This window comes from Kribbella sp. NPDC023972, assembly GCF_040639075.1.
In the GTDB taxonomy this organism is placed as follows: domain Bacteria; phylum Actinomycetota; class Actinomycetes; order Propionibacteriales; family Kribbellaceae; genus Kribbella.
On sequence record NZ_JBEZZH010000002.1, the window covers coordinates 600,556 to 624,250 of the forward strand.

The 23,695-nt window shown below is 68.5% G+C and carries 23 protein-coding genes; 13 read left to right on the forward strand and 10 right to left on the reverse strand.

The window, feature by feature from the left end:
• The first annotated feature begins 24 nt into the window (after positions 1 to 24).
• Positions 25 to 1,221 carry a transposase gene (locus tag AB0F43_RS12035; RefSeq protein ID WP_360474127.1) on the forward strand — a complete coding sequence of 399 codons (1,197 nt, stop codon included), beginning with the start codon at positions 25 to 27 and terminating at the stop codon, positions 1,219 to 1,221.
• 37 nt (positions 1,222 to 1,258) lie between these two features.
• Here AB0F43_RS12035 and AB0F43_RS12040 read toward each other — a convergent pair whose 3' ends face one another.
• Entirely contained in the window at positions 1,259 to 2,491 is a 1,233-nt protein-coding gene (locus tag AB0F43_RS12040; protein WP_360474129.1) for an ROK family transcriptional regulator, read from the reverse strand.
• 147 nt (positions 2,492 to 2,638) lie between these two features.
• On the opposite strand from AB0F43_RS12040, the gene AB0F43_RS12045 reads away from it, so the two are divergent.
• The 8 genes from AB0F43_RS12045 to AB0F43_RS12080 all read left to right on the forward strand — a co-directional run bounded on the left by AB0F43_RS12045 (position 2,639) and on the right by AB0F43_RS12080 (position 8,496).
• A complete protein-coding gene (locus AB0F43_RS12045) occupies positions 2,639 to 3,424 on the forward strand; it encodes an NAD(P)-dependent oxidoreductase (protein WP_360474131.1) in 786 nt (261 codons plus the stop codon).
• A gap of 10 nt (positions 3,425 to 3,434) precedes the next feature.
• Positions 3,435 to 4,799 carry an extracellular solute-binding protein gene (locus tag AB0F43_RS12050; protein WP_360474133.1) on the forward strand — a complete coding sequence of 455 codons (1,365 nt, stop codon included), beginning with the start codon at positions 3,435 to 3,437 and terminating at the stop codon, positions 4,797 to 4,799.
• Positions 4,796 to 5,779, forward strand: coding sequence for a sugar ABC transporter permease (locus AB0F43_RS12055; protein WP_360474135.1), 984 nt, complete (start codon positions 4,796 to 4,798; stop codon positions 5,777 to 5,779). The genes AB0F43_RS12050 and AB0F43_RS12055 overlap by 4 nt, the downstream gene beginning before the upstream one ends.
• On the forward strand, positions 5,776 to 6,597 hold the full coding sequence (locus AB0F43_RS12060) for a carbohydrate ABC transporter permease (protein WP_360474137.1): 822 nt from the start codon (positions 5,776 to 5,778) through the stop codon (positions 6,595 to 6,597). The genes AB0F43_RS12055 and AB0F43_RS12060 overlap by 4 nt, the downstream gene beginning before the upstream one ends.
• Before the next feature lie 123 nt (positions 6,598 to 6,720).
• Positions 6,721 to 6,843 carry a hypothetical protein gene (locus AB0F43_RS12065; protein WP_360474139.1) on the forward strand — a complete coding sequence of 41 codons (123 nt, stop codon included), beginning with the start codon at positions 6,721 to 6,723 and terminating at the stop codon, positions 6,841 to 6,843.
• Positions 6,844 to 6,858: 15 nt separating this feature from the next.
• Entirely contained in the window at positions 6,859 to 7,722 is an 864-nt protein-coding gene (locus tag AB0F43_RS12070; RefSeq protein ID WP_360474141.1) for a glycoside hydrolase family 16 protein, read from the forward strand.
• Positions 7,723 to 7,822: 100 nt separating this feature from the next.
• Positions 7,823 to 8,095, forward strand: coding sequence for a type II toxin-antitoxin system prevent-host-death family antitoxin (locus tag AB0F43_RS12075; RefSeq protein ID WP_360474143.1), 273 nt, complete (start codon positions 7,823 to 7,825; stop codon positions 8,093 to 8,095).
• Positions 8,095 to 8,496 carry a type II toxin-antitoxin system VapC family toxin gene (locus tag AB0F43_RS12080; RefSeq protein ID WP_360474145.1) on the forward strand — a complete coding sequence of 134 codons (402 nt, stop codon included), beginning with the start codon at positions 8,095 to 8,097 and terminating at the stop codon, positions 8,494 to 8,496. The genes AB0F43_RS12075 and AB0F43_RS12080 overlap by 1 nt, the downstream gene beginning before the upstream one ends.
• An 84-nt stretch (positions 8,497 to 8,580) precedes the next feature.
• On the opposite strand, the gene AB0F43_RS12085 is transcribed toward AB0F43_RS12080, so the two are convergent.
• From AB0F43_RS12085 to AB0F43_RS12095, 3 genes are all read right to left on the reverse strand, one after another.
• The gene (locus AB0F43_RS12085) at positions 8,581 to 9,633 is read right to left on the reverse strand and encodes a hypothetical protein (RefSeq protein WP_360474147.1); all 1,053 of its coding nucleotides are present in this window, start codon (positions 9,631 to 9,633) and stop codon (positions 8,581 to 8,583) included.
• Positions 9,633 to 10,130 carry a SigE family RNA polymerase sigma factor gene (locus AB0F43_RS12090; RefSeq protein ID WP_360474149.1) on the reverse strand — a complete coding sequence of 166 codons (498 nt, stop codon included), beginning with the start codon at positions 10,128 to 10,130 and terminating at the stop codon, positions 9,633 to 9,635. The genes AB0F43_RS12085 and AB0F43_RS12090 overlap by 1 nt, the downstream gene beginning before the upstream one ends.
• Before the next feature lie 108 nt (positions 10,131 to 10,238).
• The gene (locus AB0F43_RS12095; protein ID WP_360474151.1) at positions 10,239 to 11,465 is read right to left on the reverse strand and encodes a DUF4032 domain-containing protein; all 1,227 of its coding nucleotides are present in this window, start codon (positions 11,463 to 11,465) and stop codon (positions 10,239 to 10,241) included.
• A 147-nt stretch (positions 11,466 to 11,612) separates the two neighbouring features.
• On the opposite strand from AB0F43_RS12095, the gene AB0F43_RS12100 reads away from it, so the two are divergent.
• Positions 11,613 to 12,605, forward strand: coding sequence for a LacI family DNA-binding transcriptional regulator (locus tag AB0F43_RS12100; RefSeq protein WP_360474153.1), 993 nt, complete (start codon positions 11,613 to 11,615; stop codon positions 12,603 to 12,605).
• A 204-nt stretch (positions 12,606 to 12,809) separates the two neighbouring features.
• Here AB0F43_RS12100 and AB0F43_RS12105 read toward each other — a convergent pair whose 3' ends face one another.
• Genes AB0F43_RS12105 through AB0F43_RS12120 form a run of 4 tightly spaced genes read right to left on the reverse strand, consistent with a single transcriptional unit; the run spans position 12,810 to position 16,602 of the window.
• Positions 12,810 to 15,050, reverse strand: a complete 2,241-nt coding sequence (locus AB0F43_RS12105) for a heavy metal translocating P-type ATPase (RefSeq protein ID WP_360474155.1) — start codon at positions 15,048 to 15,050, stop codon at positions 12,810 to 12,812.
• An 18-nt stretch (positions 15,051 to 15,068) separates the two neighbouring features.
• A complete protein-coding gene (locus tag AB0F43_RS12110; RefSeq protein WP_360474157.1) occupies positions 15,069 to 16,070 on the reverse strand; it encodes a hypothetical protein in 1,002 nt (333 codons plus the stop codon).
• Positions 16,067 to 16,285, reverse strand: a complete 219-nt coding sequence (locus tag AB0F43_RS12115) for a heavy-metal-associated domain-containing protein (RefSeq protein ID WP_360474159.1) — start codon at positions 16,283 to 16,285, stop codon at positions 16,067 to 16,069. The genes AB0F43_RS12110 and AB0F43_RS12115 overlap by 4 nt, the downstream gene beginning before the upstream one ends.
• Positions 16,286 to 16,320: 35 nt before the next feature.
• A complete protein-coding gene (locus AB0F43_RS12120; RefSeq protein WP_360474518.1) occupies positions 16,321 to 16,602 on the reverse strand; it encodes a metal-sensitive transcriptional regulator in 282 nt (93 codons plus the stop codon).
• A gap of 192 nt (positions 16,603 to 16,794) precedes the next feature.
• On the opposite strand from AB0F43_RS12120, the gene AB0F43_RS12125 reads away from it, so the two are divergent.
• Together AB0F43_RS12125 and AB0F43_RS12130 are read left to right on the forward strand one after the other, a co-directional pair.
• Positions 16,795 to 17,718, forward strand: coding sequence for an ATP-binding cassette domain-containing protein (locus AB0F43_RS12125; RefSeq protein WP_360474161.1), 924 nt, complete (start codon positions 16,795 to 16,797; stop codon positions 17,716 to 17,718).
• Positions 17,715 to 18,740, forward strand: a complete 1,026-nt coding sequence (locus tag AB0F43_RS12130; protein WP_360474163.1) for an ABC transporter permease subunit — start codon at positions 17,715 to 17,717, stop codon at positions 18,738 to 18,740. The genes AB0F43_RS12125 and AB0F43_RS12130 overlap by 4 nt, the downstream gene beginning before the upstream one ends.
• Here the strand turns inward: AB0F43_RS12130 and AB0F43_RS12135 are convergent.
• Complete coding sequence (locus AB0F43_RS12135) at positions 18,730 to 21,288, reverse strand: YfhO family protein (protein WP_360474165.1); 2,559 nt, start codon at positions 21,286 to 21,288, stop codon at positions 18,730 to 18,732. The genes AB0F43_RS12130 and AB0F43_RS12135 overlap by 11 nt on opposite strands.
• 129 nt (positions 21,289 to 21,417) lie before the next feature.
• On the opposite strand from AB0F43_RS12135, the gene AB0F43_RS12140 reads away from it, so the two are divergent.
• A complete protein-coding gene (locus tag AB0F43_RS12140) occupies positions 21,418 to 22,392 on the forward strand; it encodes a glycosyltransferase family 2 protein (protein ID WP_360474167.1) in 975 nt (324 codons plus the stop codon).
• Between the two features lie 63 nt (positions 22,393 to 22,455).
• Here the strand turns inward: AB0F43_RS12140 and ugpC are convergent, their stop codons facing one another.
• On the reverse strand, positions 22,456 to 23,535 hold the full coding sequence (ugpC, locus tag AB0F43_RS12145) for a sn-glycerol-3-phosphate ABC transporter ATP-binding protein UgpC (protein WP_360474169.1): 1,080 nt from the start codon (positions 23,533 to 23,535) through the stop codon (positions 22,456 to 22,458).
• Positions 23,536 to 23,695: the final 160 nt, after the last annotated feature.

A 23,695-nucleotide genomic window follows, 5' to 3' on the forward strand; every position in this document is an offset into this window, starting at 1 on the left:
GTCCCGGCTGATTGGGTAGGCGGCATGTCCCGGTTCCGGCTATACCCCACTCCGCCTCAGCAGGATGCCTTGCTGGAGCAGTGCGGGTATGCCCGGTACGTGTGGAACCTGGCGCTTGAGCAGTGGGCGATGTGGACCCCCGACAAGACAGCGGCGCCGGGCTTTGCCGAGCAGTGCCGACAGTTGACCGAGGCGCGAGCCGTGTTCGGATGGCTGCGGACCGGCTCGCAGACCGTGCAACAGCAGGCACTGCGGGACTTCGACCAAGCCGTGAGAAATTTCTACGCGGGCACCCACCGGCGGCCAACGTGGCGCAAAGCCGGACTGCACGAGGGATTCCGCATCGTCGGTTCCCAGGCTTCCCGGATCGTGAAGCTGAGCCGGAAGTGGGCCAAGGTCAACGTCCCGAAGGTCGGTTCGGTGCGGTTCCGGCTGACCCGGGCCGTTCCCGACGCGAAGTCGTACCGCATCACCCGCGACCGGATGGGTCGCTGGCATATCGCGTTCGCGGTGATCCCGAAGTCGATCCCCGCGCCGGGCGGGGGTGAAGTCGTTGGCGTGGATCGCGGTGTCACCGTCTCCGCCGCCCTGTCCACCGGAGAACTCCTGACCTGCCCCGGTCTGTCGGAGACCGAGCAGGAACGGCTCAAGCAGTTGCAGCGTCGGCTTTCCCGGTGCCGGCGCGGCTCCAACCGGCGTCGGCGGGTGCAGGTCGCAATCGCCAAGCTGCATGCCCGGGCCGGCGACCGGCGCAAGGACTGGGTGGAGAAGGTCAGCACCGATCTCGCCGGGCGGTTCGACGTGATCCGGGTGGAGGATCTGCGGGTCGCGCCGATGACCAGGCGACCCAGGCCGAAACCTGATCCGGAGCGGCCGGGTGCCTATCTGCCGAACCGTCGCCGCGCGAAAGCCGGTCTGAACCGCGGCATCCTGGCCAACGGCTGGGGTCAGTTGGTGGTCCGTTTGGAGCACAAGGCTGTGGGCCGGGTCGAGAAGATCAACCCTGCGTACACGTCGCAGACCTGTAGCGTCTGCGGGCACCGTGCACCGGGAAACCGTGAGAGCCAAGCGGTCTTCCGGTGCGTCGCCTGCGGGCACCAGGCCAACGCGGACGTGAATGCGGCCATAAACATCGCGGCCGGACGGGCCGTCAGAGCACGCCGAGAGACGCCCCCGTGGGTCTCGCCGAAGCGTGAACCTCAACACGCTACCTCCGCGTAGTGGTTGGAATCCCCGCCCTCAAGGGATGGGGAGGACGTCAAACGGCCTCATTCGTTCGAAGTTCTGCGCCGGCCAGCAGCGCGGCGACGAGTTGGTCGGTTTGGCGCAGGACCAGCGCCGCGGCGCCGGAGGCGCCTGCGCGGGCGCCGAGGTCGAGTTGCGCGGCGACCACCTCGGCGTCGCGGGTGAGCGCCATCGCGGACCGGCGCAGGGCGGCGCGGATCGGCTCCAGCACCAGGTCGCCGGTCCGGGCGAGTTCGCCGCCGACGATGATCAGCTCGGGGTTGAGCAGGTTGCAGACGTTCGCGAGCACCCGCCCGGTCACTTCACCGGCCTCGCGCAGGACCCGCACGGTCTCCGGATCACCGGCCTCGGCCGACGCGAGCAACTCGTCGATGTCCCCCAGCTGCAGGGCTTTCAGTACGGCGGGAAGCGATGCGTACTGCACCAGGCAGCCACGGTTCCCACACGGGCAGGGAGCACCGGACGGGTCCGCGGAGATGTGGCCGAACTCGCCACCGCCACCGCGCGCACCCCCGTGATGAAGGTTGCCGTCGACAAGCAATCCCGAGCCGATCCCGGTGGACAGCCCCAGGTACAGCACGTCCCGGGCACCCCGGCCGGCGCCCCAGGTGAACTCGGCGACCGCCTCGAGCCGGGTGTTGTTCTCCACCAGCATCGGTATGTCGAGATGCCGCCCGAACTCGGCCGAGACGTTCACTCCGGCCCAGGCTTGACCCGGCAAGGACGGACCGACCACGCCGGTCTGCGAGTCGATCGGCCCGGGTACGCCGATCGCGACACCGACCAAGGCGTCACGATCGGTCCCGGCCTGCGTGAGCAAGTCGTCGAGCAGAGTCAGGCCGGCGGTCAGCCGCTCCTGCCACGGCGTGTCCCGGGCGGTGGTCACCCCGGCGCTGGCAAGCGTCGTACCCGAGAGGTCGGTGACCTGGCCCCAGACGCGTTCGAGGGTGAAGTCCAGGCCGGCCGCCGCACCCGCTCCCGGGTTCGCCTGCAGGAAACCGCGGGCCCGCCCGTCCACCTCCGAGGCGTCGATGCCGGCCTGGGCGACCTGGTCGCCGACGGCCTCGATCACGATGCTGCCGGCGATCAGATCCGCCACGATCGTCGACACGGTGGTCCGGGACAGGCCGCAGATGCGCGCCAGCTCGGCGCGGTGCAACGCGCCGTGCTCCATCAAGGCCGAGAGCAGCCGTTCGGAGTTGGTGCGCCGTAGCGCTCGCAGTGATCCGGTGTCCTTGGCAGCCACAGCGTTGAGTATTGACGGCCGGACTTACCGGCGTCAACAAAATTGACATGGTTCGTTCACACTCTTGACACAAACCCGGAAGTACTCGAACAATCACGGTCACAGTTCGGGTATCGGTCCCGGCCGGGCGACATGGATGGCAACGACATGGGCGCTACACGGAACGACCGCGAGCCGCTGGTGGTGATCACCGGCGGACTGGGTCGGGTGGCGAGTGTGGTGCTGCCGCGACTGCGGAAGCACTACCGGCTCCGGCTCGTGGACCGATCCGCGCCGGTCGCATCCGGCGACGAGGTCCGGCAGGCCGACATCGGCGACCCCGATGCGGCGTACCAGGCCTTGGAAGGAGCTGACGCGATCCTGCACCTGGCGGCGAACAGCAGCCCGTGGCAGACCTGGGACAGCGTGTACGCCGCCAACGTGCGGCCGACCCAGATCGTGCTCGACGCGGCCGCGGCGCTCGCCGTACCGAAGATCGTGCTGGCCAGTTCGCTGCATGCGGTGGGTGAGTACAACCGCCCACAGTTCTGGCCGGTGGATCCGCGGCTCGACCCGCGACCGTGCTGCCCGTACGGCCTCGGCAAGGTCGTGCTGGAGACACTCGGCCGGACGCACGCGGACCGGACCGGCGCCTCGGTCACCTGCCTACGGCTCGGCCTGACCGGCTGGCCGCTGACCGAGCGGCGCTACCTGGGGCAGTGGCTGTCCGACGGCGACGCCGGTCGGCTGATGCTCGCGGCGCTGAACGCCCGGGAGCACTACGGCGTGCACTTCGGGGTCTCCGCCAACACCCGCAACCACTGGGACATCACCTCGGCCCGGCACGAGCTCGGCTACCGGCCCGAGGACGACAGCGAGCCGCTGGCGGACCGGGCCGGGCCCTCCTCCGGCCCGGTCTGCCGGCTCTTCGACGACTCACAGCTTTCCGAATGAGAGGTTCGACATGACCCCCACGAATCCAGGGCTCTCCCGCCGCCGGTTCCTTGCCGTCTCCGGCGCCGCCGTCGGCGGCGCCCTCGCGGTCGGCTGCTCGCCCGCGTCCTCGACGAACACCCCGGCCGCCGGCCCGGCCTCGGGATCGGCCGCCAAGGGGACGGTGACCGTGATGTCGCAGTCGGGCGAGTTCGGCCCGAAGGAGGCCAAGGCGGCCTCCCAGGCACTCGGCCTCACCGTGAAGACGGTCGAGTACGACCTGACCAAGCTGACCGCGATGCTGGCCAGCGGCAACCCGCCGGACGTCGTCCGCGGGATGGGTGCGACCGAGACGCCATACCTGGTGGCCCGGCAGGTGGCCGAGAACCTCGATCCGTACTTCGAGAAGAGCACGCTGATCAAGGCCGACGACATCGACCCGGTCAACGACGTGTGGCGGTACGACGGCCAGAAGCAGGGCAGCGGGCCACGGTACGGGTTCGCCAAGGACTACTCGCAGGACTGCACGCTCTGGTACAACGGCGGGCTGTTCGACGCCGCGAATGTCGCCCGCCCGAGTGCGACCACGCCGCTGCTGCTCGACGAGCTGCTCGAGGAGGGCAAGAAGCTGACCAAGCGCCAGGGCGCCAAGGTCAGTGTCTACGGCCTCAACCCGAACGGGCTCGGCCTGTTCACGCAGCTGAGCTGGCTGACCGACCTGGCCGGTGGCAAGTTGACGGCCGACGATCTGGCGTCGGTCGACTTCAGCAGCCCGGAGGCCCAGCGGGCCCTGACGTGGTACCTGGAGTACGCCAAGGCCGGCATCGGCCCGACCGTGCTCAACCCCGACCCGAACGGCTGGGACGGCCCGACCTTCCAGGCAGGCCGGATGGCGGCCACGCTCAGCGGCTACTGGCTCGGCGGCCTCTTCGCCGGTGACCCCAAGTCCGCCAAGGTCGCGGGCTTCGCGCCGGCGCCGCAGTTCGACACCGGCCGGCGGGTCAGCCCGTGTTTCGGCGGCACCGGGCTGTGGATCCCGAGGGCCAGCAAGAACAAGGATGCCGCGTGGGCGGTGATGGAGTGGTTCCTGGCCGGTGACCCGGCGAAGGCGCGGGCGGCCGGTGGCTGGGGCATCCCGCCGCTGAAGTCGCTGCAGAAGCTCATGCCGCAGAAGCTGCCGTACCAGAAGCAGGCCTACGAGGTGCAGATGGCCGAGAAGGAGCACTTCTCGGTGATGTCGTTCACGCCGTACGTGCGGCTGGACGCGATCAACACCGTCATCAGCCGTGAGTTGCCCAAGGCAATCAAGGGGACGACGTCGGCGGGCCAGCTGGCCGACGCGCTGAACTCGCAGATCAACGCGCAACTCGAGGACGGAAAGAAGCGGCTCCGGTGAGCTCCGCACTGACCGAGGTACGTCGTTCCGCCGCGCCGGCCGCGGCGGAACCGGTGGCCCGGGGCAAGCGGAAGCCGCCCAGCCTGCGCAAGGCGCGGACCTTCTACCTGTTCGTCGCGCCGTGGATCATCGGGTTCGTCGCGCTGACCGTGTTCCCGCTCGGCTACGCGTTCTGGCTCAGCCTGACCGACTCCGACGGACTCTCGCCCAAGACCCACTTCGTCGGCTTCGCCAACTACATCGAGATCTTCCAGGACCCGCTGACACTCAGCTCGCTGGCCAAGACCGGGGTGTTCACCCTGGTCACGGTGCCGCTGTCGATCTTCGCCGGCCTGCTGCTCGCGGTGATCCTGAACCAGCGGATCCGGGCCCGTGGCCTGTTCCGGGCGCTGATCTACCTGCCGGCGGTCGTTCCGCCGGTGGGGGCGGCGCTGACGTTCCGGTTGATCTTCGACCGCGACGCCGGTGCGGCGAACGGCATCCTGAGCACCTTCGGCGCGGACCCGATCACCTGGCTGGTGGACCCGAACGCCCGCTACGTGCTGTACGGCCTGGTGATGTGGGGCTGTGGCGGGTCGATGATCATCTCGCTGGCCGGACTGCAGGACATCCCGCGTGAGTTGCAGGAGGCGGCTCAGGTGGACGGCGCGTCGTACTGGCAGTCCTTCACCCGGATCACCATCCCGCTGCTCTCGCCGGTGATCCTGTTCCAGGTGATCACCGGGGTGATCGGCTCGTTGCAGTCGTTCGCACCGCTGCTGCTGTCCTCGGGTTCGCTCAGCGGCGCCGGCGCGGTTCCGCAGGGCAACTACATGTACATGATCCACGTCTTCGCGCAGTACTTCGCCGCGTCCCGCTTCGGGTACGCCTCCGCGATGCTGTGGATGTTGTTCGCGGTCATCCTGCTCGTCACCCTGGTCATCATCAAGGTGAGCGCCCGGACCGTCTTCTACACCGTCGAGCCGGAGGGCAAGCGATGACCAGGTCCTACCGCTATGCGCTCTACATCGTGCTGCTGACCGTCGTACTGCTGATGCTCAGCCCGATCTACTGGCTGGTGCAGACGTCGCTGAAGTCGCCGGCCGAGATGGCGTCGTTCCCACCCACCTGGTGGCCGTCCGCGCCGCGGTTGTCGAATTACAGCGATGCGGTCACCAGCGTCAACTTCGTCGGCGCGCTGCAGAACTCGCTGACCATCGCCTTCATCACCACCACGCTCACCACGCTCAGCTCCGCCTGGGTCGGATTCGGGTTCGCCCGGCTGACCGCGCCGGGGAAGAAGCAGCTGTTCGTCATCCTGCTGTCCACGATGATGCTGCCGGGCATCGTCACGCTGGTTCCGACGTACCTGATCTTCGCCAAGCTGCACATGGTCAACACCTACTGGCCATGGGTGGCCTGGGGACTCGGCGGCAGCGCGTTCCTGATCTTCCTGTTCCGGCAGTTCTTCGCCGGTATCCCCAAGGAGATGGAGGAGGCCGCCGTCATCGACGGCTGTGGGTACGTCGGGATCTTCTGGCGGATCTTCCTGCCACAGTCTTGGCCGGTGATCGCGGCCAGCGTGATCCTGTCGTTCACCGGCGCCTGGGGCGACTTCGTCGGGCCGGCCATGTTCCTCAGCCAGGACAGCACCACGCTGGCGGTGGCGATGGCGACCGGCTACGTCAACGACAAGGGCCTGCCGCTGAACAACCTGGTGGCGGCCGGTGCGGTCATGTACGTGCTGCCCGTACTGGTGCTGTTCATGTTCATGCAGAAGCGCTTCGTCAGCGGCTTCTCCACCTCGGGAATCAAGTGATGCTCGAAGGACTCAGACAGCGGCAGCAGGCGCTCGGGTACGGCGGTGACTACAACCCCGAGCAGTGGTCGACTGAGACCTGGCGCGAGGAGCTCCAGCTGATGCAGGAGGCTGGCGTCAGTAGTGATCGACCTCGGTGCCGCGGGTGCCTGGGTCAACCTGCTCGAGCCCGATTGTCCGGCGCTCACCGAGCGTCTGCAGTTACCGCCGTACGGCGCAGCAGTCCTACGCGACACCACCAACTGACGCGAGGAGTTCCGAATGACACGACGACGAGCGATGTCACTTGCCATCGCCGGCCTGATGCTCGCGACCGCAAGCCTCACTGGCGCGGTCACTGCTGAAGCGGAATCGACCGCGGTCGACGGCTCTCGGTCTGGGCCTACCTGCGCCGAACGCACGTCTCCACCCGCCCAAGGACTGCCGCTCGCGTGGCATGACGAGTTCAGCGGCCGGACACTCGACGCCGGCCGGTGGAGCACCGTGATGGACTTCCCCGGCCGGGCGGGCGGTCACTACCACAACACGTCGTACGGAAGTTATGCCGTCGACGAGAACGTCGTACTGTCCAACGGGCAGCTGCGGCTCGTCACCGACAACAAGCCTGTCGTCGGCACCGATCCGGCCGGGACGTACCAGTACACCGAGGGCTTCATCTCCTCGCACGACAAGTTCTTCCAGTCGTACGGCTACTGGGAGATCTGCGCGAAGTTCCCGGCCGGCAAGGGATTGTGGCCCGCGTTCTGGCTGATCCCGCAGGACCGCACCTGGCCGCCGGAGATCGACGTCGCGGAGTGGTTCGGCAGCATCGAGAGCATGCACAGCGGCATTGCCTCCGGCAACTGGCCGGACGTCCGCTGGGACAGTCACTGGGCGACCAGCCTCACCCCGACGACCGGCTGGCACAAGTACGGCGTCCTCTGGTCACCCGGCCGCATCACCTTCTATACCGACGGCGCCCCGACCTACACCATCACCGGCGCCCAGGTCCCCACCAAGCCGATGTACATCGTCCTCAACAGCGGCACCTGGGCCAACGCCGACCGCGGCGGCCCACCCGACGCCACCACCAAGTTCCCCAACTCCTTCGACGTCGACTACGTCCGGGTGTACCGCGCGAAATAGCCCTGTGGACAACGGCTGATCCAGGCCGGAACACGCATATCTTCTCTGGCGACCAACCACCAACGATGGGTGTCAGACAAATATGTACTATGATGCGGCCATGGCTGAGGTTCCGATCCGGATGTTGAACCAGGAAACGGCCCGAGTGCTGGCCCGGGTGAAACACGGCGAGGAGATCGATATCACCGAGCGCGGCGTGGTCGTCGCTCGCCTGGTTCCCGCCGAGCCGTCGCCCACGGCGTGGCTCCTGGCAACCGGCAGTCTCCGGCCGGCTCGGCTGACGAAGGCCTTCTCGCGTCCTCGCGGCGAGGTGCGAACCGATCCCGAAGCCGGTGAGCTCCTGGAGCAGTTGCGCGACGAGGAGCGCTACTGATGATCTACCTGGACACAGCGGCGTTGGTAAAGCTCGTTCGGCGGGAGACCGCGTCGGACGAGCTCGTCGACTGGCTCAACCAGCAGGTCGATCGGATCTTCGTTTCGTCAGCCCTGGTGGAAGTGGAATTGCCCCGTGCTCTCCGGCGGAGTGAGCCGGCGCTTCTCACCGCGGCTCCCGCCGTTCTTGCCCACGTGGCTATGTACGACGTCGACGAGACGGTGCGGACCACTGCGGCCGCCTACCAGGATCCGTCGATCCGATCCCTCGACGCGATCCACCTCGCGACCGCGGATGCCGTGCTGGGCGACGAGCTCACCGCCTTCGTCACCTACGACCGGCGCCTCCTGGCCACCGCCAAGACAATCGGCCTCCCGACGGCAAGTCCCGGGATGGCCTGACCCGGCGAGCGCGATGTCCAGGCCCCGTGGTCGCGGCGATCGCTACCTCCGGCGCACGGCTATCCATTGCGTAGGGCAACAAGCTCATCTGGGTGATGGGGTGAGGGGGCGGGCTGGGTCGAAGAGCTGGCTGGGCTCGTGGGCCTGGTGGACGCCTTGGCGGATGAGGTCGAGGGTTTCGTAGCCTGTGCGGCGTTGGGTGACTCCGTCGTCTGTGGGGAAGGTGCGGTCGGCGTAGCAGTAGGCGACGGTGATGCGAACCGGGTAGGACTTGCTGCGGCCGTGCAGGGTGACGACGAAGGTGCGCTGATCGGGTTGGCTGCAGCCTTCGCCCCACGCTGCCGGCTCTCCAGCCGGTGAGGCGGCGAGCTGCTGAGCGAGTTTGGCGGCGGGGTCGCCGGAGACGGTCGAGCCGGCGACCAGGGTGTTGTTCCAGTACTCGCAGATACTTGCCGAGGTGATGCGGTCGTCCGGGTCCAGGCCGGTTCCGCGCGGGGCGGTGTCCGTGGGCGCGCAGCCGTAGTAGTCGGTGCCGATGTTCGGGCGGGCCGAGTCGAGGATGCGACGACGGAGCGCATCGTCCTGGGTCAGCACGCTGATCTTCACGCCGGCCACGAGGCGCGTCTCCTCCGTCCATCCGGCGTCGTACGGCTTGATGCCCGGGTTCTGTACGTCGTTGAACCACAGGTACGGCAATCGTTGCTCCGCAGGGAGTACCGCGTCCTCGCAGACGTAGCTCGAGGGACCGAGCCAGCCGTTGAACCGCCCGACCGCCGGCTTGCCCGAGGACGAGCCCGAGCCCGAGATCTCGGTACACGGTGCCGGGCCGGAGATGTACTGCGTCCAGTCCGCCGGCACCTGGACCTGGACCGTCTGGTATGACTCCCAGCGCCAGCCGGTGTCCGGTGCAGCCGGACGGGAGACCTCGGGATCTGTGCGCAGTTCGCCGGAGATGGAGTGAGTCGCGGTGATCGCGGTCGCGATCGCCGCGCACGCCAGTACGGCGGCACCGATCGCGCGACCGGTCCGGCGACGCCGGAGACGGTGGTGGACCGCAGCCAGCAGGTCGTGGTCCGACGGCGCCTCCGCCGCGTGCTTCGACAACCTCGTCACGATCAGCTTCTCGTGGGCGTCCATCAGCGGTTGACCTCCTCGGCTGTGGTCAGGGTGGTGCGCAGGCTCGCCAGCGCACGGTGGATCTGCGATCGGACGGTCGCGGGGCTGCATTCAAGGATCTCGGCGATCTCGGCATCGGGCAGATCTTCGTAGTACCGCAGTACGACGGCCGCCCGCTGCTTGGCCGGCAACGTCGCACACAACGCCCAGACCGCGTCCTGCTCCGCTTGAGCGACCGCGTGATCGGGGCTCGGCGTGCGCGGGACCGGGTCCGCGGTCGGACTCTCACGCCGGAAGAACCGCCGCCACCGAGAGATGTCCGCGTTCACGATCGAGCGCCGGACGTAGGACTCCGGATCTCCGTCCCGGCAGATCCGCGCCCACCGCGAGTACGCCGCGACCAACGCATCCTGCACAGCCTCCTCGGCCCGGCTGTGATCGCGCGTGATCAGGTACGCGAACCGCAGCAACGCCGCACCACGGTCCCCCACCCACGCATCGAACTCCGGGCACTCCATCGCCACCTCCCACCCCTAACCACGCGGAGGAGAGGCAGAACGTTGCAGGCCATGCGTACGCGCCGGACCGGGGTCACCCCCACGTCTGCCGACCCGACCGTTGCTGAGCTACTCCGGTTCGGCGGTGGCCGGCGTGGGGAGGGCGAGTTTCTCGTCGGGTTTGGCGCGGAGTACGTCGTCGACGTACGAGCGGGCGGCCTCCATCGTGTCGACCTCGTGGCCGGCCTGCTCGGACAGGAACCACCGGTGCTCGAGGACCTCGTGGAAGACCTCGGCCGGCTCCAGCTTGCGGTTCAGGTCACGCGGGACCGAGCGGACCACCGGCTCGAACACCTCGGTCAGCCACTGGTGGGCCACGATCTCCTCGTCCTCGTTCTGCTGGTCGGTGGCGGCGGCGAACGAGTCGAGGTCGTTCAGCAGCCGGCGGGCCTGGTTCTCCTCGACGTCCAGCCCGGTCAGCCGGAGCAGGCGGCGGGAGTGGTGCCCGGCGTCCACGACCTTCGGCTGGATCCGGACCTGGCTGCCGTCCCAGTCGGTGATGATGTCGATCTCGGCGACGTCGAACCCGAGCTCGTTCAGCCGCCGGATCCGCGAGTCCAGCCGGTGCATCTCGTCGGTGGCGAACTCCTCCGGCGCGGTCAGCTCGGCCCACAGCGCCTCGTACCGGTCATTGATGGACTGCACCGTCTCCTGCGGGTCGATGTCCGGGTCGAGCAGCCCGCCCTCCTGCAGATCGAGCAGTTCACCGAACAGGTTGATCTCCGCGGTGTAGAGATCGTGCGCGCGCTGCCCGTCGGAGATGTCCTGGTGCAGCTCACCGGTCTCGGCGTCCACCAGGTACGCCGCGAACGCGCCGGCGTCGCGCCGGAACAACGTGTTGGACAGCGAGCAGTCACCCCAGAAGAACCCGTTGAGGTGCAGCCGGACGATCAGCGCGACCAACGCGTCGATCAGCCGGTTGACCGTGTCCGGCCGGAGCGTGCTCGAGAACAGCGCACGGTAGGGGAGGGAGAACTGCAGGTGCCGGGTGATCAGGATCGAGTCGATCGGCTCGCCGTTGCGGTCGAGCCGGTCGGTGATCACGCCGACGGGTTCGACCGAGGGAGTTTCCAGCCGTTCCAGGTCGCGGAGCAGCCGGTACTCGTGCAGGGCGAGATGCTCGAGGACCTCTTTGATCGCGTACACGCTGCCGTTGACCCGGACGAACCGGACCACGTGCCGCGAGATACCGCGCGGCAGCGCGACCAGCTGGTCCTCGGGCCAGTCCTCCAGCGGGACATCCCACGGAAGCGACAGCAGACCGGTGTCCGGGCGGGTGGCGACGAATCGGGGCACGGCCCCCAGTCTGTCAGCATTTGGGCCGGAACCTGAGCACTCAGCCAGTCGGTCCGGCTCGCGAAACAGACCCATTCGGTCCGGTTCGTGAAACAGTCAGCGCAAGCGCTTGCAAGAGCTTGCGCTATCGAGCGTAAAATTTGCGTCATGACACGACGACTTGCAGAGGTTGCCAAGAAGGTCGGCGTCAGTGAGGCCACCGTGAGCCGGGTGCTGAACGGGAAACCGGGCGTGTCCGAGGCGACCCGTGAAGCGGTCCTCACCGCGCTGGACGTGCTTGGGTACGAGCGTCCGACCCAGCTGCGCGGCGACCGGGCCCGGCTGGTCGGCCTGGTACTGCCCGAGTTGCAGAACCCGATCTTCCCGGCGTTCGCCGAGGTCGTCGGCGGGGCGCTCGCCCAGCAAGGTTTCACGTCGTTGCTGTGCACCGGGACGGTCGGTGGGGTGTCCGAGGCGGACTACGTCGACCTGCTCCTGCAACAGCAGGTGTCCGGCGTGGTGTTCGCCGGCGGGTTCTACGCGCAGGCCGACGCGCCGCATCAGCACTACGAGCTGATCCAGGAGCGCAAGTTGCCGACCGTACTGGTCAACGCGGCGGTCGACCACCTCGGCTTCCCACAGGTGTCGTCGGACGATTACGTCGCCGCGGAGATGGCGATCGGCCACTTGCGCGCCCTCGGTCACCGGCGGATCGGCATGGTCCTCGGCCCGCGTGACCACATCCCCTCGCGGCGCAAGCTGGACGCGTTCATCGCGGCCGACGAGGCCGATCTCGACCTGGTCGAGCACACGATGTTCTCGCTCGAGGGCGGGCACGCCGCCGCCACCCGGCTGGTCAACAAGGGCGTCACCGGCATCGTCTGCGCCAGCGACATCCTCGCCCTCGGCGCCATCCGCGCGGTCCGCCGGGCCGGCCTGACCGTCCCCGAGGAAGTCTCGGTGATCGGGTACGACGACTCCGCGATGATGAACTGCACCGACCCGCCCCTCACCACCGTCCGCCAGCCCATCGACGCCATGGGCCGCGCCGCCGTCGACATGCTCGTAGCCCTCATCGAACGAGCCGCCGTCCCCGCCGACGAACTCCTCTTCGAACCCGAGCTGGTAGTCCGAGCCTCGACCGCCCGAGCCCGGATCTAACCCCGCACTCGGCGCGGCCGAGCCCCAAGTCCAACCCGCCCCAGGCGCACCGCCGACCCGCTTCCCATCGGAAGTCGTTTCTTGCGATCTTCTAGTGAAGAATTGCGGGTTCACGAAGTACGGCCGCCAGCCGTACGACCAGAACCTCGTGTATTGCCGTACGACGACATTTCCTTGTGGCGTCGTACGGCAACATTTCTCAGCTCAAGATGTGCCAAGCGGGCGGAAGCGGCGGAGGCGGAGGCTGTTGGTTACTACGAAGATGGAGCTGAAGGCCATGGCGGCGCCGGCGAGCATGGGGTTGAGGAGGCCGGCGGCGGCCAGGGGAAGGGCGGCGATGTTGTAGGCGAAGGCCCAGAACAGGTTGCCCTTGATGGTGCGCAGGGTGCTGCGGGAGAGGCGGATGGCGTCCGCCGCCGCGCGCAGGTCGCCGCGGACCAGGGTCAGGTCGCTGGCCTCGATCGCCACGTCGGTCCCGGTGCCCATGCTCAGGCCGAGGTCGGCCTGGGCCAGGGCGGCCGCATCGTTGACGCCGTCGCCGACCATGGCGACCACGCGGCCCTCGCCCTGCAGCTTCTTCACCACGTCGACCTTGTCGGCCGGCAGTACTTCGGCGATCACCTCGTCGATGCCGACCTCGGCCGCGACCTTCGCAGCCACGGCCTCGTTGTCACCGGTCAGCAACACCGGCCGCAGTCCCAGCGCCTTCAACTGGCCGATCGCCTCTGAAGACGTCGCCTTCACCGTGTCCGCGACGACCAGCACTGCACGGGCCTGACCGTCCCAGCCGACCGCGACCGCCGTACTCCCCTCGGCCTCGGCGTGTTCCTTCGCGTGCGCCAGCTCGTCCGGAAGGTACTGGCTCCACTCCTCCAGCAGCCGGGTGCGTCCGACCAGTACGGCGTGACCGTCGACGATGCCCTGGACACCGAGGCCTTCGACGTTCCCGAAGTCCTCGACCTCGGGCAACTGACCGACCTCGTCCACAGCGCCTCGGGCGATCGCCTGCGCGATCGGGTGCTCGCTCGAGTGCTCCAGCGCCCCGGCCAGCCGCAGCACCTCGGCCCGGTCCTCCGAGGGAGCCAGCAGTACGTCGACCAGCTCCATCCGGCCCGTCGTCACGGTGCCTGTCTTGTCCAGTACGACGGTGTCGATCCGGCGGGTGGACTCGAGCACCTCCGGGCCCTTGATCAGGATGCCCAGCTGCGCGCCCCGGCCGGTCCCGACCATCAACGCGGTCGGCGTGGCCAGCCCGAGAGCACAGGGGCAGGCGATGATCAGGACGGCGACCGCCGCGGTGAACGCGATCTCCACCGGCGAACCGTTGCCCAGCCAGAACCCGAGCGTCGCCAGCGCCAGCCCGATCACGATTGGCACGAAGAAGCCGGACACCCTGTCGGCCAGCCGCTGGACGGCGGCCTTCCCGTTCTGCGCGTCCTCGACCAGCCGGGCCATCTGCGCCAGCTGGGTGTCGGACCCGACCCGGGTCGCCCGGACCAGGAGCCGGCCGCCGGCGTTCACGGTCGCCCCGACGACCGGGTCGCCCTCGCCGACCTCGACCGGCACTGACTCACCGGTGAGCATCGACGCGTCGACCGCGCTGCTGCCGCTGACGATCACGCCGTCGGTGGCGACCTTCTCGCCCGGCCGGACCACGAACTGGTCGCCCACGACCAGCTGGTCGGCGGGAATCCGCACCTCGGAGCCGTTCCGCAGTACGGCGACATCCTTCGCGCCGAGTTCCAGCAACGCCCGCAGGGCGGCACCGGACCGGCGCTTGGCGCGGGCCTCGAAGTACCGGCCGGCCAGGATGAAGGTGGTGACGCCGGCCGCGACCTCGAGGTAGATCTCCTCGGCCCCGCTGCCCCGGGACGGGATCAGCGTGAACGGCATCTTCATGCCCGGCTCGCCCGCGCCGCCGACGAACAGTGCGTACAGCGACCACAGGAACGCGCTCACCACGCCCAGCGAGATCAGCGTGTCCATCGTCGCGGCGCCGTGCCGCAGGTTCGTCCAGGCGGCCTTGTGGAACGGCCAGGCCGCCCAGGTGACTACCGGGAAGGTCAGCGTCAGCGAAGCCCACTGCCAGAAGTCGAACTGCAGCGCCGGGACCATGCCCAGGGCGATCACCGGCACCGCCAGCGCGATGCTGGCGAACAACCGCTCCCGCAGCGGCTTCAGCTCGTCGGGCTCCTCGCTGTCCGGCGAGTCGAGCGCCGGCGCCGGAAGCGTGGCGGTGTAGCCGGTCTTCTCGACGGTGGCGACCAGGTCGTCGGTGGTGATGCCGTCGGCGAACGTCACCTTCGCCTTCTCGGTGGCGTAGTTGACGGTCGCGGTGACACCGTCCATCCGGTTCAGCTTCATCTCCACCCGTGCGGCGCAGGAGGCGCACGTCATACCACCGATGATGAGTTCGACGGACTGACCGGGTTCTGTAGTGGTCATTGCAGTGTGCCTCCTTTCTCAGTGGCCGTGCGGGGTCTCTTCGTGCCCGGGCGTGCTCGGTGCGGCGGTGGGCAGCTTGGTGGGCGGGACGATCGCGGTGGTCCCGTCCGTGCCCACCTTGACGGTGAACTCGGCGGTTCGGACCGCGCCCGCGTGCTGGAAGTCCAGGAACAGGCTGTACGTCCCAGCGGTGGGGAAGGTGGTGGCGAAGGTGATCTTCGGTCCGCCCTTCATCCCCGCCGTCGCTTCCTGCGCGGGGTGGGTGTGCAGGTAGGCGAGGTCGCCGCTGCGCAGTGAGACCAGGTGTCCGAAGGCACCCAGGTACGGCTGCAGGTCGGTGACCGGCTTGCCGCCCCGGTTGATCGAGAACGTCAACTCGGACTCCTTGCCCGCGACCGGGTCGCCCGCCAGTGTCACGTCGTACCCGTCGAAGCTGTAGATGCCGGCCGGCTCGCTCAGCGGGACCGGGATGTAGAGGCCGGAGACGTTGACGTCCGTGCCGAGGGTCAGCGTCCGGTCGAGACCGGCCGGCTGGAAGTCGGCGAACAGCCGCCACGTGCCACCGGCGGTGAACGTGAACGGAATGCTCCAGGTCCCACTCGCGTCCCGGGTCGGGTGCACGTGGTGGAAGCCGGACAGATCACGCCGGACGACGATCAGGTGCAGATCCTTCTCGTGCGTCTCGGTGTACTCCTTGACGGGCTTGCCGTCCGGGCCCTGGATGGTGAAGCGCAGCTCGGTCTTCTTGCCGGGCTGGTAGAACGTCGTGGTGGGGGAGAAGGTGTACCCGGCTTCGGAAACCGCCAGTCCGGGCAGTTGCTCGCCCGACTCGCTGTGCTCCTCCCCGTGTCCGGCTGCTGGTTCCTCCATGCCGCCCATCTCCTCTCCGTGAGCAGGGGCAGTGGTGGTGTCGGCCGCCGCGATCGGGTCGACCGCGGTGCCGATCGCGAACGCCGCCCCGAAGGCGAGCGCGAGCGCACCGGCGAACGCGCCGAGCCGGAGCGCGACGGCCCGGCTCACGACGCCGCCAGTTCGTAGCCCGCCTCGTCGACGGCCTCGCGTACGGCGGTCTCGTCGAGAGCGGACTCACTCGTCACGTGCACCTTGGAGGTGCCACCGGCGACGAGGTCGATGCTGACCTCCTGCACGCCGGTCAGCTTGCTGATCTCCTCGGTGACCGCCGCGGTGCAGTGCCCGCAGGTCATGCCGGTGACGGAGTAGGTCGTGGTGGTCATAGCGGTCTCTCCTTGCTCGTGTTGTGGGGGGTGCTTCAGCTGCGGACCAGGCGGGCGATCGCGTCGGAGGCCTCGCGGACCTTCTCCTCGGCCTCCGGACCGCCCCTCTGCGCGGCCTCGACCACGCAGTGCGCCAGGTGCTCGTCCAGCAGCTCCAGGGAGAAGGACTGCAGCGCCTTCGTCGCCGCCGACACCTGGGTGAGGATGTCGATGCAGTACTTGTCCTCCTCGACCATCCGCTGCAGGCCGCGGACCTGGCCTTCGATCCGTCGCAGCCGCTTCAGGTGGCTGCTCTTCTCGGCGGTGTATCCGTGCACCTGGTGGTCGGCCGCATCGGTGGTCATCTCAGGCTCCTCATCTACCCCTCGGGGGTATGTCGACAACCACGAAGTTACCCCCTTGGGGTATCGAAAGCAAGTCCCGGCGCAATACGGGCCGGGGGTATTTTCGGAGCGGCTCGCCGACAAACCTGCGAAGCTGTGCGTCTACTGGCAGGACGAGGGGGTCAGATGCCGGAGCTGGCGATCAGTACGCGCGGTCTGCGCAAGACCTACCGGACCCGGCGGGGCCGGCAGGTGGTGGCCGTCCAGGGGCTCGACCTGGACGTGCCGGTCGGCGGGGTGCACGGGTTCCTCGGGCCGAACGGATCGGGGAAGACCACGTCGATCCGGATGCTGCTCGGGCTGATCCGGGCCGACGCGGGGTCGATGACGGTGTTCGGCCGGCCGGTGCCGGCCGAGTTGCCGGCGGTCGTCGGCCGGGTCGGCGCGATCGTCGAGTCGCCGAAGTTCTTCCCGGCCTTCAGCGGCCGGAAGAACCTCGAGCTGCTTGCCGAGGCGATCGGGGTACCGCGGCAGCGGGTCGGCGAGGTGCTCGAGCAGACCTCGCTCGGCGAGCGCGGCAAGGACAAGTTCAGGGCGTACTCACTCGGTATGAAGCAGCGGCTGGCGATCGCCGCGACGCTGCTGAAGGAGCCCGACCTGCTGATCTTCGACGAGCCGACCAATGGCCTCGACCCGGCCGGCATCCGGGAGATCCGCGAGACCATGCGCAGCCTCGGCGACCAGGGCCGGACGGTGCTGGTCAGCTCCCACATCCTGGCCGAGGTCGAGCAGGTCGCCGACACGGTCTCGATCATCGGCCACGGCCGGCTGCTCGCCTCCGGCTCGGTCGCCGAGGTGATCGGTGGCGGTACGGCGGGCACGGTCAAGGTTGCCGTGGACAACCACGAGGCGGCGATCCGGATCCTCACCGCGGCCGGGATGACAGTGCGGGCCGATGGCAACTACCTCGTCGTCGAGGGAGCCGAGCATCCGGCCGACGTGACCCGCCGGCTGGCCCACCAGGAGCTGTACGTGTCCGAGCTGGTCCCGGTCCGCGCCGACCTCGAGTCGGTCTTCCTCGAGCTGACCGCCGGGGAGGGACTGCGTTGAACACCTTCCCCACCCCGCCACCCCGGTCGATGATCCGGCTCACCACCGTCGAGCTCCGCCGGCTGACCGCCCGCCGCCTGACCGTCATCGGCGTACTCGGGGTGCTGGCGATCACAGCGTTGCTGCTCGTCGCCACCTGGATCGACGCCAAACCACCGTCCGAGGCCGAGCAGCGCCAGTCTCAGGCGCAGTTCGAGACAGCGCACCAGTACTGGGAGGAGCACGCCGAGGAGGATCGCGCGCGGTGTGCGGAGGAGTGGCAGAAGCAGCCGGATCCGAAACCCGCGCTGGACGAGATGTGCAACTACCCGGAGCCGCGCATCGACGACTTCGGCAAGCCGCGGGCGGTGTTCGCGGAGAGCATGCCCGAGCTGCTGCTCGGCTCGTCGTACCTGCTGCTGTTCGCCGCCTTCCTGATCGGGGCGAGTTTCCTCGGCGCCGAGTTCAGCACCGGTGCCATCGGCAACTGGCTGACCTTCGAGCCACGCCGGTTGCGCGTCTACGGCAGCAAGCTGCTGGCCGCCGCGATCGGCCTCGCGCCGGTGGCGGCCGCCGTCCTGGCGATCCTGACGCTCGGGACCTATCTGATCGTCGATCAGCTCGGCGACACCTCCAGTACGACGGGGAAGGTCTGGGGCGATCTCACCGCGACCGCTGGTCGAGCCGTCCTGTTGATCGCCGTCGGTGCCGCACTCGGTGGAGTGGTCGGGCTGTTGCTCCGGCACACGGCGGCCGCGATCGGTGTGGCGATGGGTTACCTGGTCCTGATCGAGGGTGTGTTCGCCGGCTTCCTGAACAAGGCTCAGCCGTGGCTGGTGAAGCTGAACTTCGACGCCTTCGTCCGGCACGATACGACGTACTACGTCAACGAGTGCTCGACCGGCGACGACGGGAGCTACCTGTGCACCGGCATCGAGAAGACGCTCTCGTTCGAGCACGGCGCCTCGTACCTGGGCATCCTGACCGTCGTGCTGGTCCTCCTCGGTGGAGCGGTCTTCTACCGCCGGGACGTCAACTCCTAGACCGGCGGAGGCGTCCGATCAGCACGAGCCCGAGCGTGATGACAGCCGCGACTCCGGCCAGCGCGAGTCCGCGCCGGAGGCCTGGCGGTGTGTAGGTGCAGTCGACACGGTCGGCGTTGCCGGTCAACTGTACGGCGATCAGACCGCCGTAGTTCCGCGGCGTCTGGGCCTCGCCGTCACCGGCCGAGCACTTCCACCCGGGCAGCTTCGGCACGGCGATCACGGCGTACCCCTGGCTGCCGGGAGGCAGCGTCGCGCTGATCGAATGGCCGCCGGCCTCGACGTCCGTTGCCCCGCTCGACCGCAGCATCCGCACGGCCCTCGCCAGGCGCTGCTCGTCGAGACAACCGAGCGCACCGGTGGAGGTGATACCGGACGTGCTGCCGGTGAATCGGATCTCGGCCGACACCACCCCGGACGCCGGGACGGTGCCCAGCCGGACCATTGCGCTGTTCGTGTTGATGCCGGGCCTGCGGCTCGCGGTCAGCGCATGCCATTGAACGCTGTCGGTCAGTCGCGCTTGCCCCGAGACCCGCGGCTGGTGCAGGTACGCCGTCGTGCCGGGTGTGCAGCGCCCGACCAGTTTCACGTCACCACCGGTGGTCGCCTTGCTGCCCCGATACTCGGGGACCTCGTACACCTGGGTCCCGAGCAACCGCTCCTGGGCGACGAACGCGTTCGAGGCGGCCGTCGCCCCGAGCCGCCGCCGGACCGTCACCAACGGCGGCACCACGGATCGAACGATGGTCTCCTTGCCGCCTGACGCGAGATGCAGGCGGGCGCCGATCGAGAAGATCGCGTCGATCACCGGATGCTCGAGATCGTCGGAGGCCCGGCCGTACCCGGACCAGCCGAACCCGAGCCCGGTCAGCGTCTGGTTGACCGACGCGGGCAGCAGGCTGCTGTAGAGCCCGGCGCCTTGACCGCCGAGCAAGATCGGGTCGTTCGGCGTCACCGCCGTCCCCGGATCGGTCCGATAGTGCGGCCAGTCGTCGGCGCCCGCGATCGCGTCGGCCCGCTCGGTCTGCTGCTGGTTCCACGGTGGTACGAGCGCACTGAGGATCTTCGACCGCTCCTCGTCCGTCACCACCGCGGTCCACGTGGTCTCGACGGCAACCACCGCCATGACGGCGGCGAACGCCACAGCCACCGGCCACTTGGTACGCCGACCTGCCGCAGTACGGCGTACGACCCAAATGGTGCCCAGCGCAACGAGCGTGACAGCTCCGGACCCGATGAGGACGGTCATGGCGTGGTCGGTCAGCAGTGGGCTGCCGTTGGACAGTACCGCGATGACCGCGACCAGGGCCGCACCGCCCAGCAGCGCCAGCGGACCGGGCAGCCGATGCGCGACCGAAACCCACGCGAGTACGACGATCACGCCGCACAGGACGAAGGCCTCGCGGTACTGGCTTCCGTTCGGGGTGTCGAAGCCGTGCCACATCTCTTGGGTCGGCGTCCACCGGAAAGACAGAGCGATCGCGGCGGTCGTCACGATCCAGACCGCCTTGGTCCGGATCGGTACGAAGCGGTTGAACGGCAGGGTGAGCGCGAGCAGCAGGGCGACCGTGCCGACGTACAGGCTGGCGGTGCGGCCCACGCCCTCGGACAGCGGGAGCAGGCGGGACAGGAAGATGTCGACCGGGGACGGGCTGAAGACGCCGGACGGTGACGGTGTGGCGTCGTCGTTGGCGGCGAAGATCGGGAGCAGGATCGGACCGGCCAGGGCGAGGCCGAGGACAAAGGAGATGCCGTGCCGCAGGACGCCGCGCAGCCGGAGCGCCCAGGTCAGGTCGCTGGTCAGCACCCGCGCGAGCAGGTACAGGCCGGCCGCGATCGTTGCCATGTAGGCGGTGTAGAAGTTGGAGATCCAGAAGAGGGCGACCACGAGCACACTGAGCAGGCGGTTGGTCCGGCGCAGGGACCACTCGGCCACCAGGAAGAACATCGGCAGCGCGATCAGGCCGTCCAGCCACATCGGCACGTACGCGCCGTCGTCGATCGCCCAGCCGCACACGCCGTACGACGCGCCGAGAATCGCTGCAACCCAGCGGGGTCCTGGCGACATCTTGAGTAGTAGGACCGCCATCGCGGCGGCCGCCAGGCTCAGCTTGAGGACGGTGATGACGTAGACGGCCAGGTCGATCTGGTCGCGGGGGAAGAGCCCCACCAGCAGGGACAATGGGCTGCCGAGGTCGACGCCGTAGTCGGCAAGGAACCCGACTCCGAACGCGCTCTGCCAGTTGAAGAACAGGTCACCCTGGGCGCGGCCGTGCAGGACGTCCCACAGGTGGGCGAAGAAAGGGATGTACTGGGTACCGAGATCGTTGGTACTGCGGGACAGTGAACCGAAAGGAAAGGTACCGCGGATGAATCCGGAGGCGGCGAACACCGCCGCCACCAGCAACCCGGCGGCGAGCGCCGACGGCAGTGCCGAGCGCTCCGGAGCCGATCGGTTGGCGGCCGGCCGCCGTACGTCCGGCGCAGCGGTCGGGGGCGCCTGGGCGGCACTGGGCGCAACTGGGTCCTCTACCGCTTCGTCGTCCACTGGCCGCCCCTCCGCTCAGTCCCTGGGTACGCGCGCGGGGTCCCTGGGTGTACGCGCTCGACCGAGCGCCAAACTAGCGCGTAGTTCCGGTCTGGACAAGAATCGGTCCGGGCGGAGGAGGTGGGACAGATGATGCGGCTGAGTCTGGTGGTGCCGTGTTACAACGAGGTCGAGGTGGTCGACCGGTTCCATGAAGCCGTCAGCCGGGAGCTCGCCGCGACCGGCGGTGAGTACGAGATCGTGTACGTCGACGACGGCAGCAGCGACGGCACTCTCGACGCGCTGGTGCAGCTCGCGGACGCCGATCCGGCCGTCCGGTACCTGTCCTTCAGCCGGAACTTCGGCAAGGAGGCCGCGATGCTGGCCGGACTGCGGTACGCCTCCGGCGACGCGGTGGTGATCATGGACGCCGACCTGCAGCACCCGCCGGAGCTGATCGGCCGGATGCTCGAGCTGTACGAGCGCGGTTTCGACCAGGTGATCGCCCGGCGGAACCGGGTCGGCGACCCGGCCACCCGGACGTTCTTCGCGCGGGCGTACTACTGGCTGATCAACAAGTGGGCCGACGTCGAGTTCGTCGACGGCGTGGGCGACTTCCGGCTGTTGTCCCGCCGGGCCGTGAACGGCCTGCTGGAGCTGGGGGAGTACAACCGGTTCTCCAAGGGGCTGTTCGCCTGGATCGGGTTCGAGTCGATCCTGTTCGAGTACGACAACGTGCAGCAGCCGTCCGAGCGGAAGAGCCGGTGGACGTTCCGGCGGCTGCTCGAGTACGGGCTGGACGGGCTGCTCTCGTTCAACAACCGGCCGCTGCGGCTGGCGATCTACGTCGGCCTGCTGCTCACCGCGGTCGCCGCCGGGTACGCGATCTGGGTGATCGCGGTCGCCGTCCTGCACGGGGTGGAGATGCCCGGGTACGTCACGCTCATCGCGGCGATCACCGGGCTCGGCGGGCTGCAGATGGTGATGCTCGGGGTGATCGGCGAATACATCGGCCGGATCTACTACGAGACCAAGCAACGGCCGCACTACCTGCTCAAGCAGACCAACCTGAACCCGGCCGACAACCCGCTGCATCCGGACGAACGCAGCCGGCGGGCGACCTAGGCTGGAACATGCAGCGGCCCCGGGTGGACGAACCACCCGGGGCCGCGGCGGGCGTACCGCTGATCAGGCGGTCAGGCGCTCCTCGGTGGAGGTGGAGAAGAGGTGCAGCTTCTCCGGCACCGCCGCCAGGTGAATGGTGGAACCCTTCTCGACCGGCATCCGGGCGTCGATCCGGGCGACGATCTGCTGGTGCTCGTTGTTGTGCTCGGCGGTGCCGTACAGGTACGCGTCGGCGCCGAGCTCCTCGACCACGGCCACGTGCACCGGCAGGCCCTGGTCGGCGACCTTGAAGGCCTCCGGCCGAACACCCACGGTCATGGTCTTGTCGCTGCCGGTCTTGGCCAGCAGGCTGCGCTCGATCGGGATGACGTAGTCACCCAGCTTCGCGCCACCCTCGACGATGTCGGCGTTGAGCAGGTTCATCGCCGGCGAACCGATGAAGCCCGCGACGAACTTGTTCTTCGGGTGGTCGTACAGGTTCAGCGGGGTGTCGACCTGCTGCAGCAGGCCGTCCTTCAGTACGGCGACCCGGTCGCCCATCGTCATGGCCTCGACCTGGTCGTGGGTGACGTAGACGGTGGTGACACCGAGGCGCTGCTGCAGCTCGGCGATCTGGGTACGGGTCTGGACGCGGAGCTTGGCGTCGAGGTTCGACAGCGGCTCGTCCATCAGGAAGACCTGCGGGTTACGCACGATCGCGCGGCCCATGGCGACACGCTGACGCTGACCACCGGACAGGGCCTTCGGCTTGCGGTCGAGGTACTCCTCCAGGCCGAGCAGCTTGGCGGCTTCCTGCACGCGCTTGGCCCGGTCCTCCTTGGAGACGCCCTGCATCTTCAGCGCGAAGCCCATGTTGTCGGCGACCGACATGTGCGGGTAGAGCGCGTAGTTCTGGAACACCATCGCGATGTCCCGCTCCTTCGGCGGACGGTGCGTGACGTCGCGGTCGCCGATGTAGATGGAGCCCTCGTTGACCTCTTCGAGGCCGGCGAGCATCCGGAGCGAGGTGGACTTGCCACAACCCGACGGGCCGACGAGAACCATGAACTCGCCGTCCTCGATCTCGAGGTTGAGCTTGTCGACGGCGGGGGTGTCACCACCGGGGTAGATCCGGGTTGCCGACTTGAACGACACAGTGGCCATGACGATTACATCCCTTCACCGGCAGGAACGTGCCGGACGATCCGAGTAAAGGCCCCCAGGCGGGGGTGCGCTTATCCTCGCCCGCCCGGCTCGTCCTGACAAGGTGTACGGCGTGTGACGTGTCCATACTGTTCACGTTGTGGACAACTCCACGCATCCT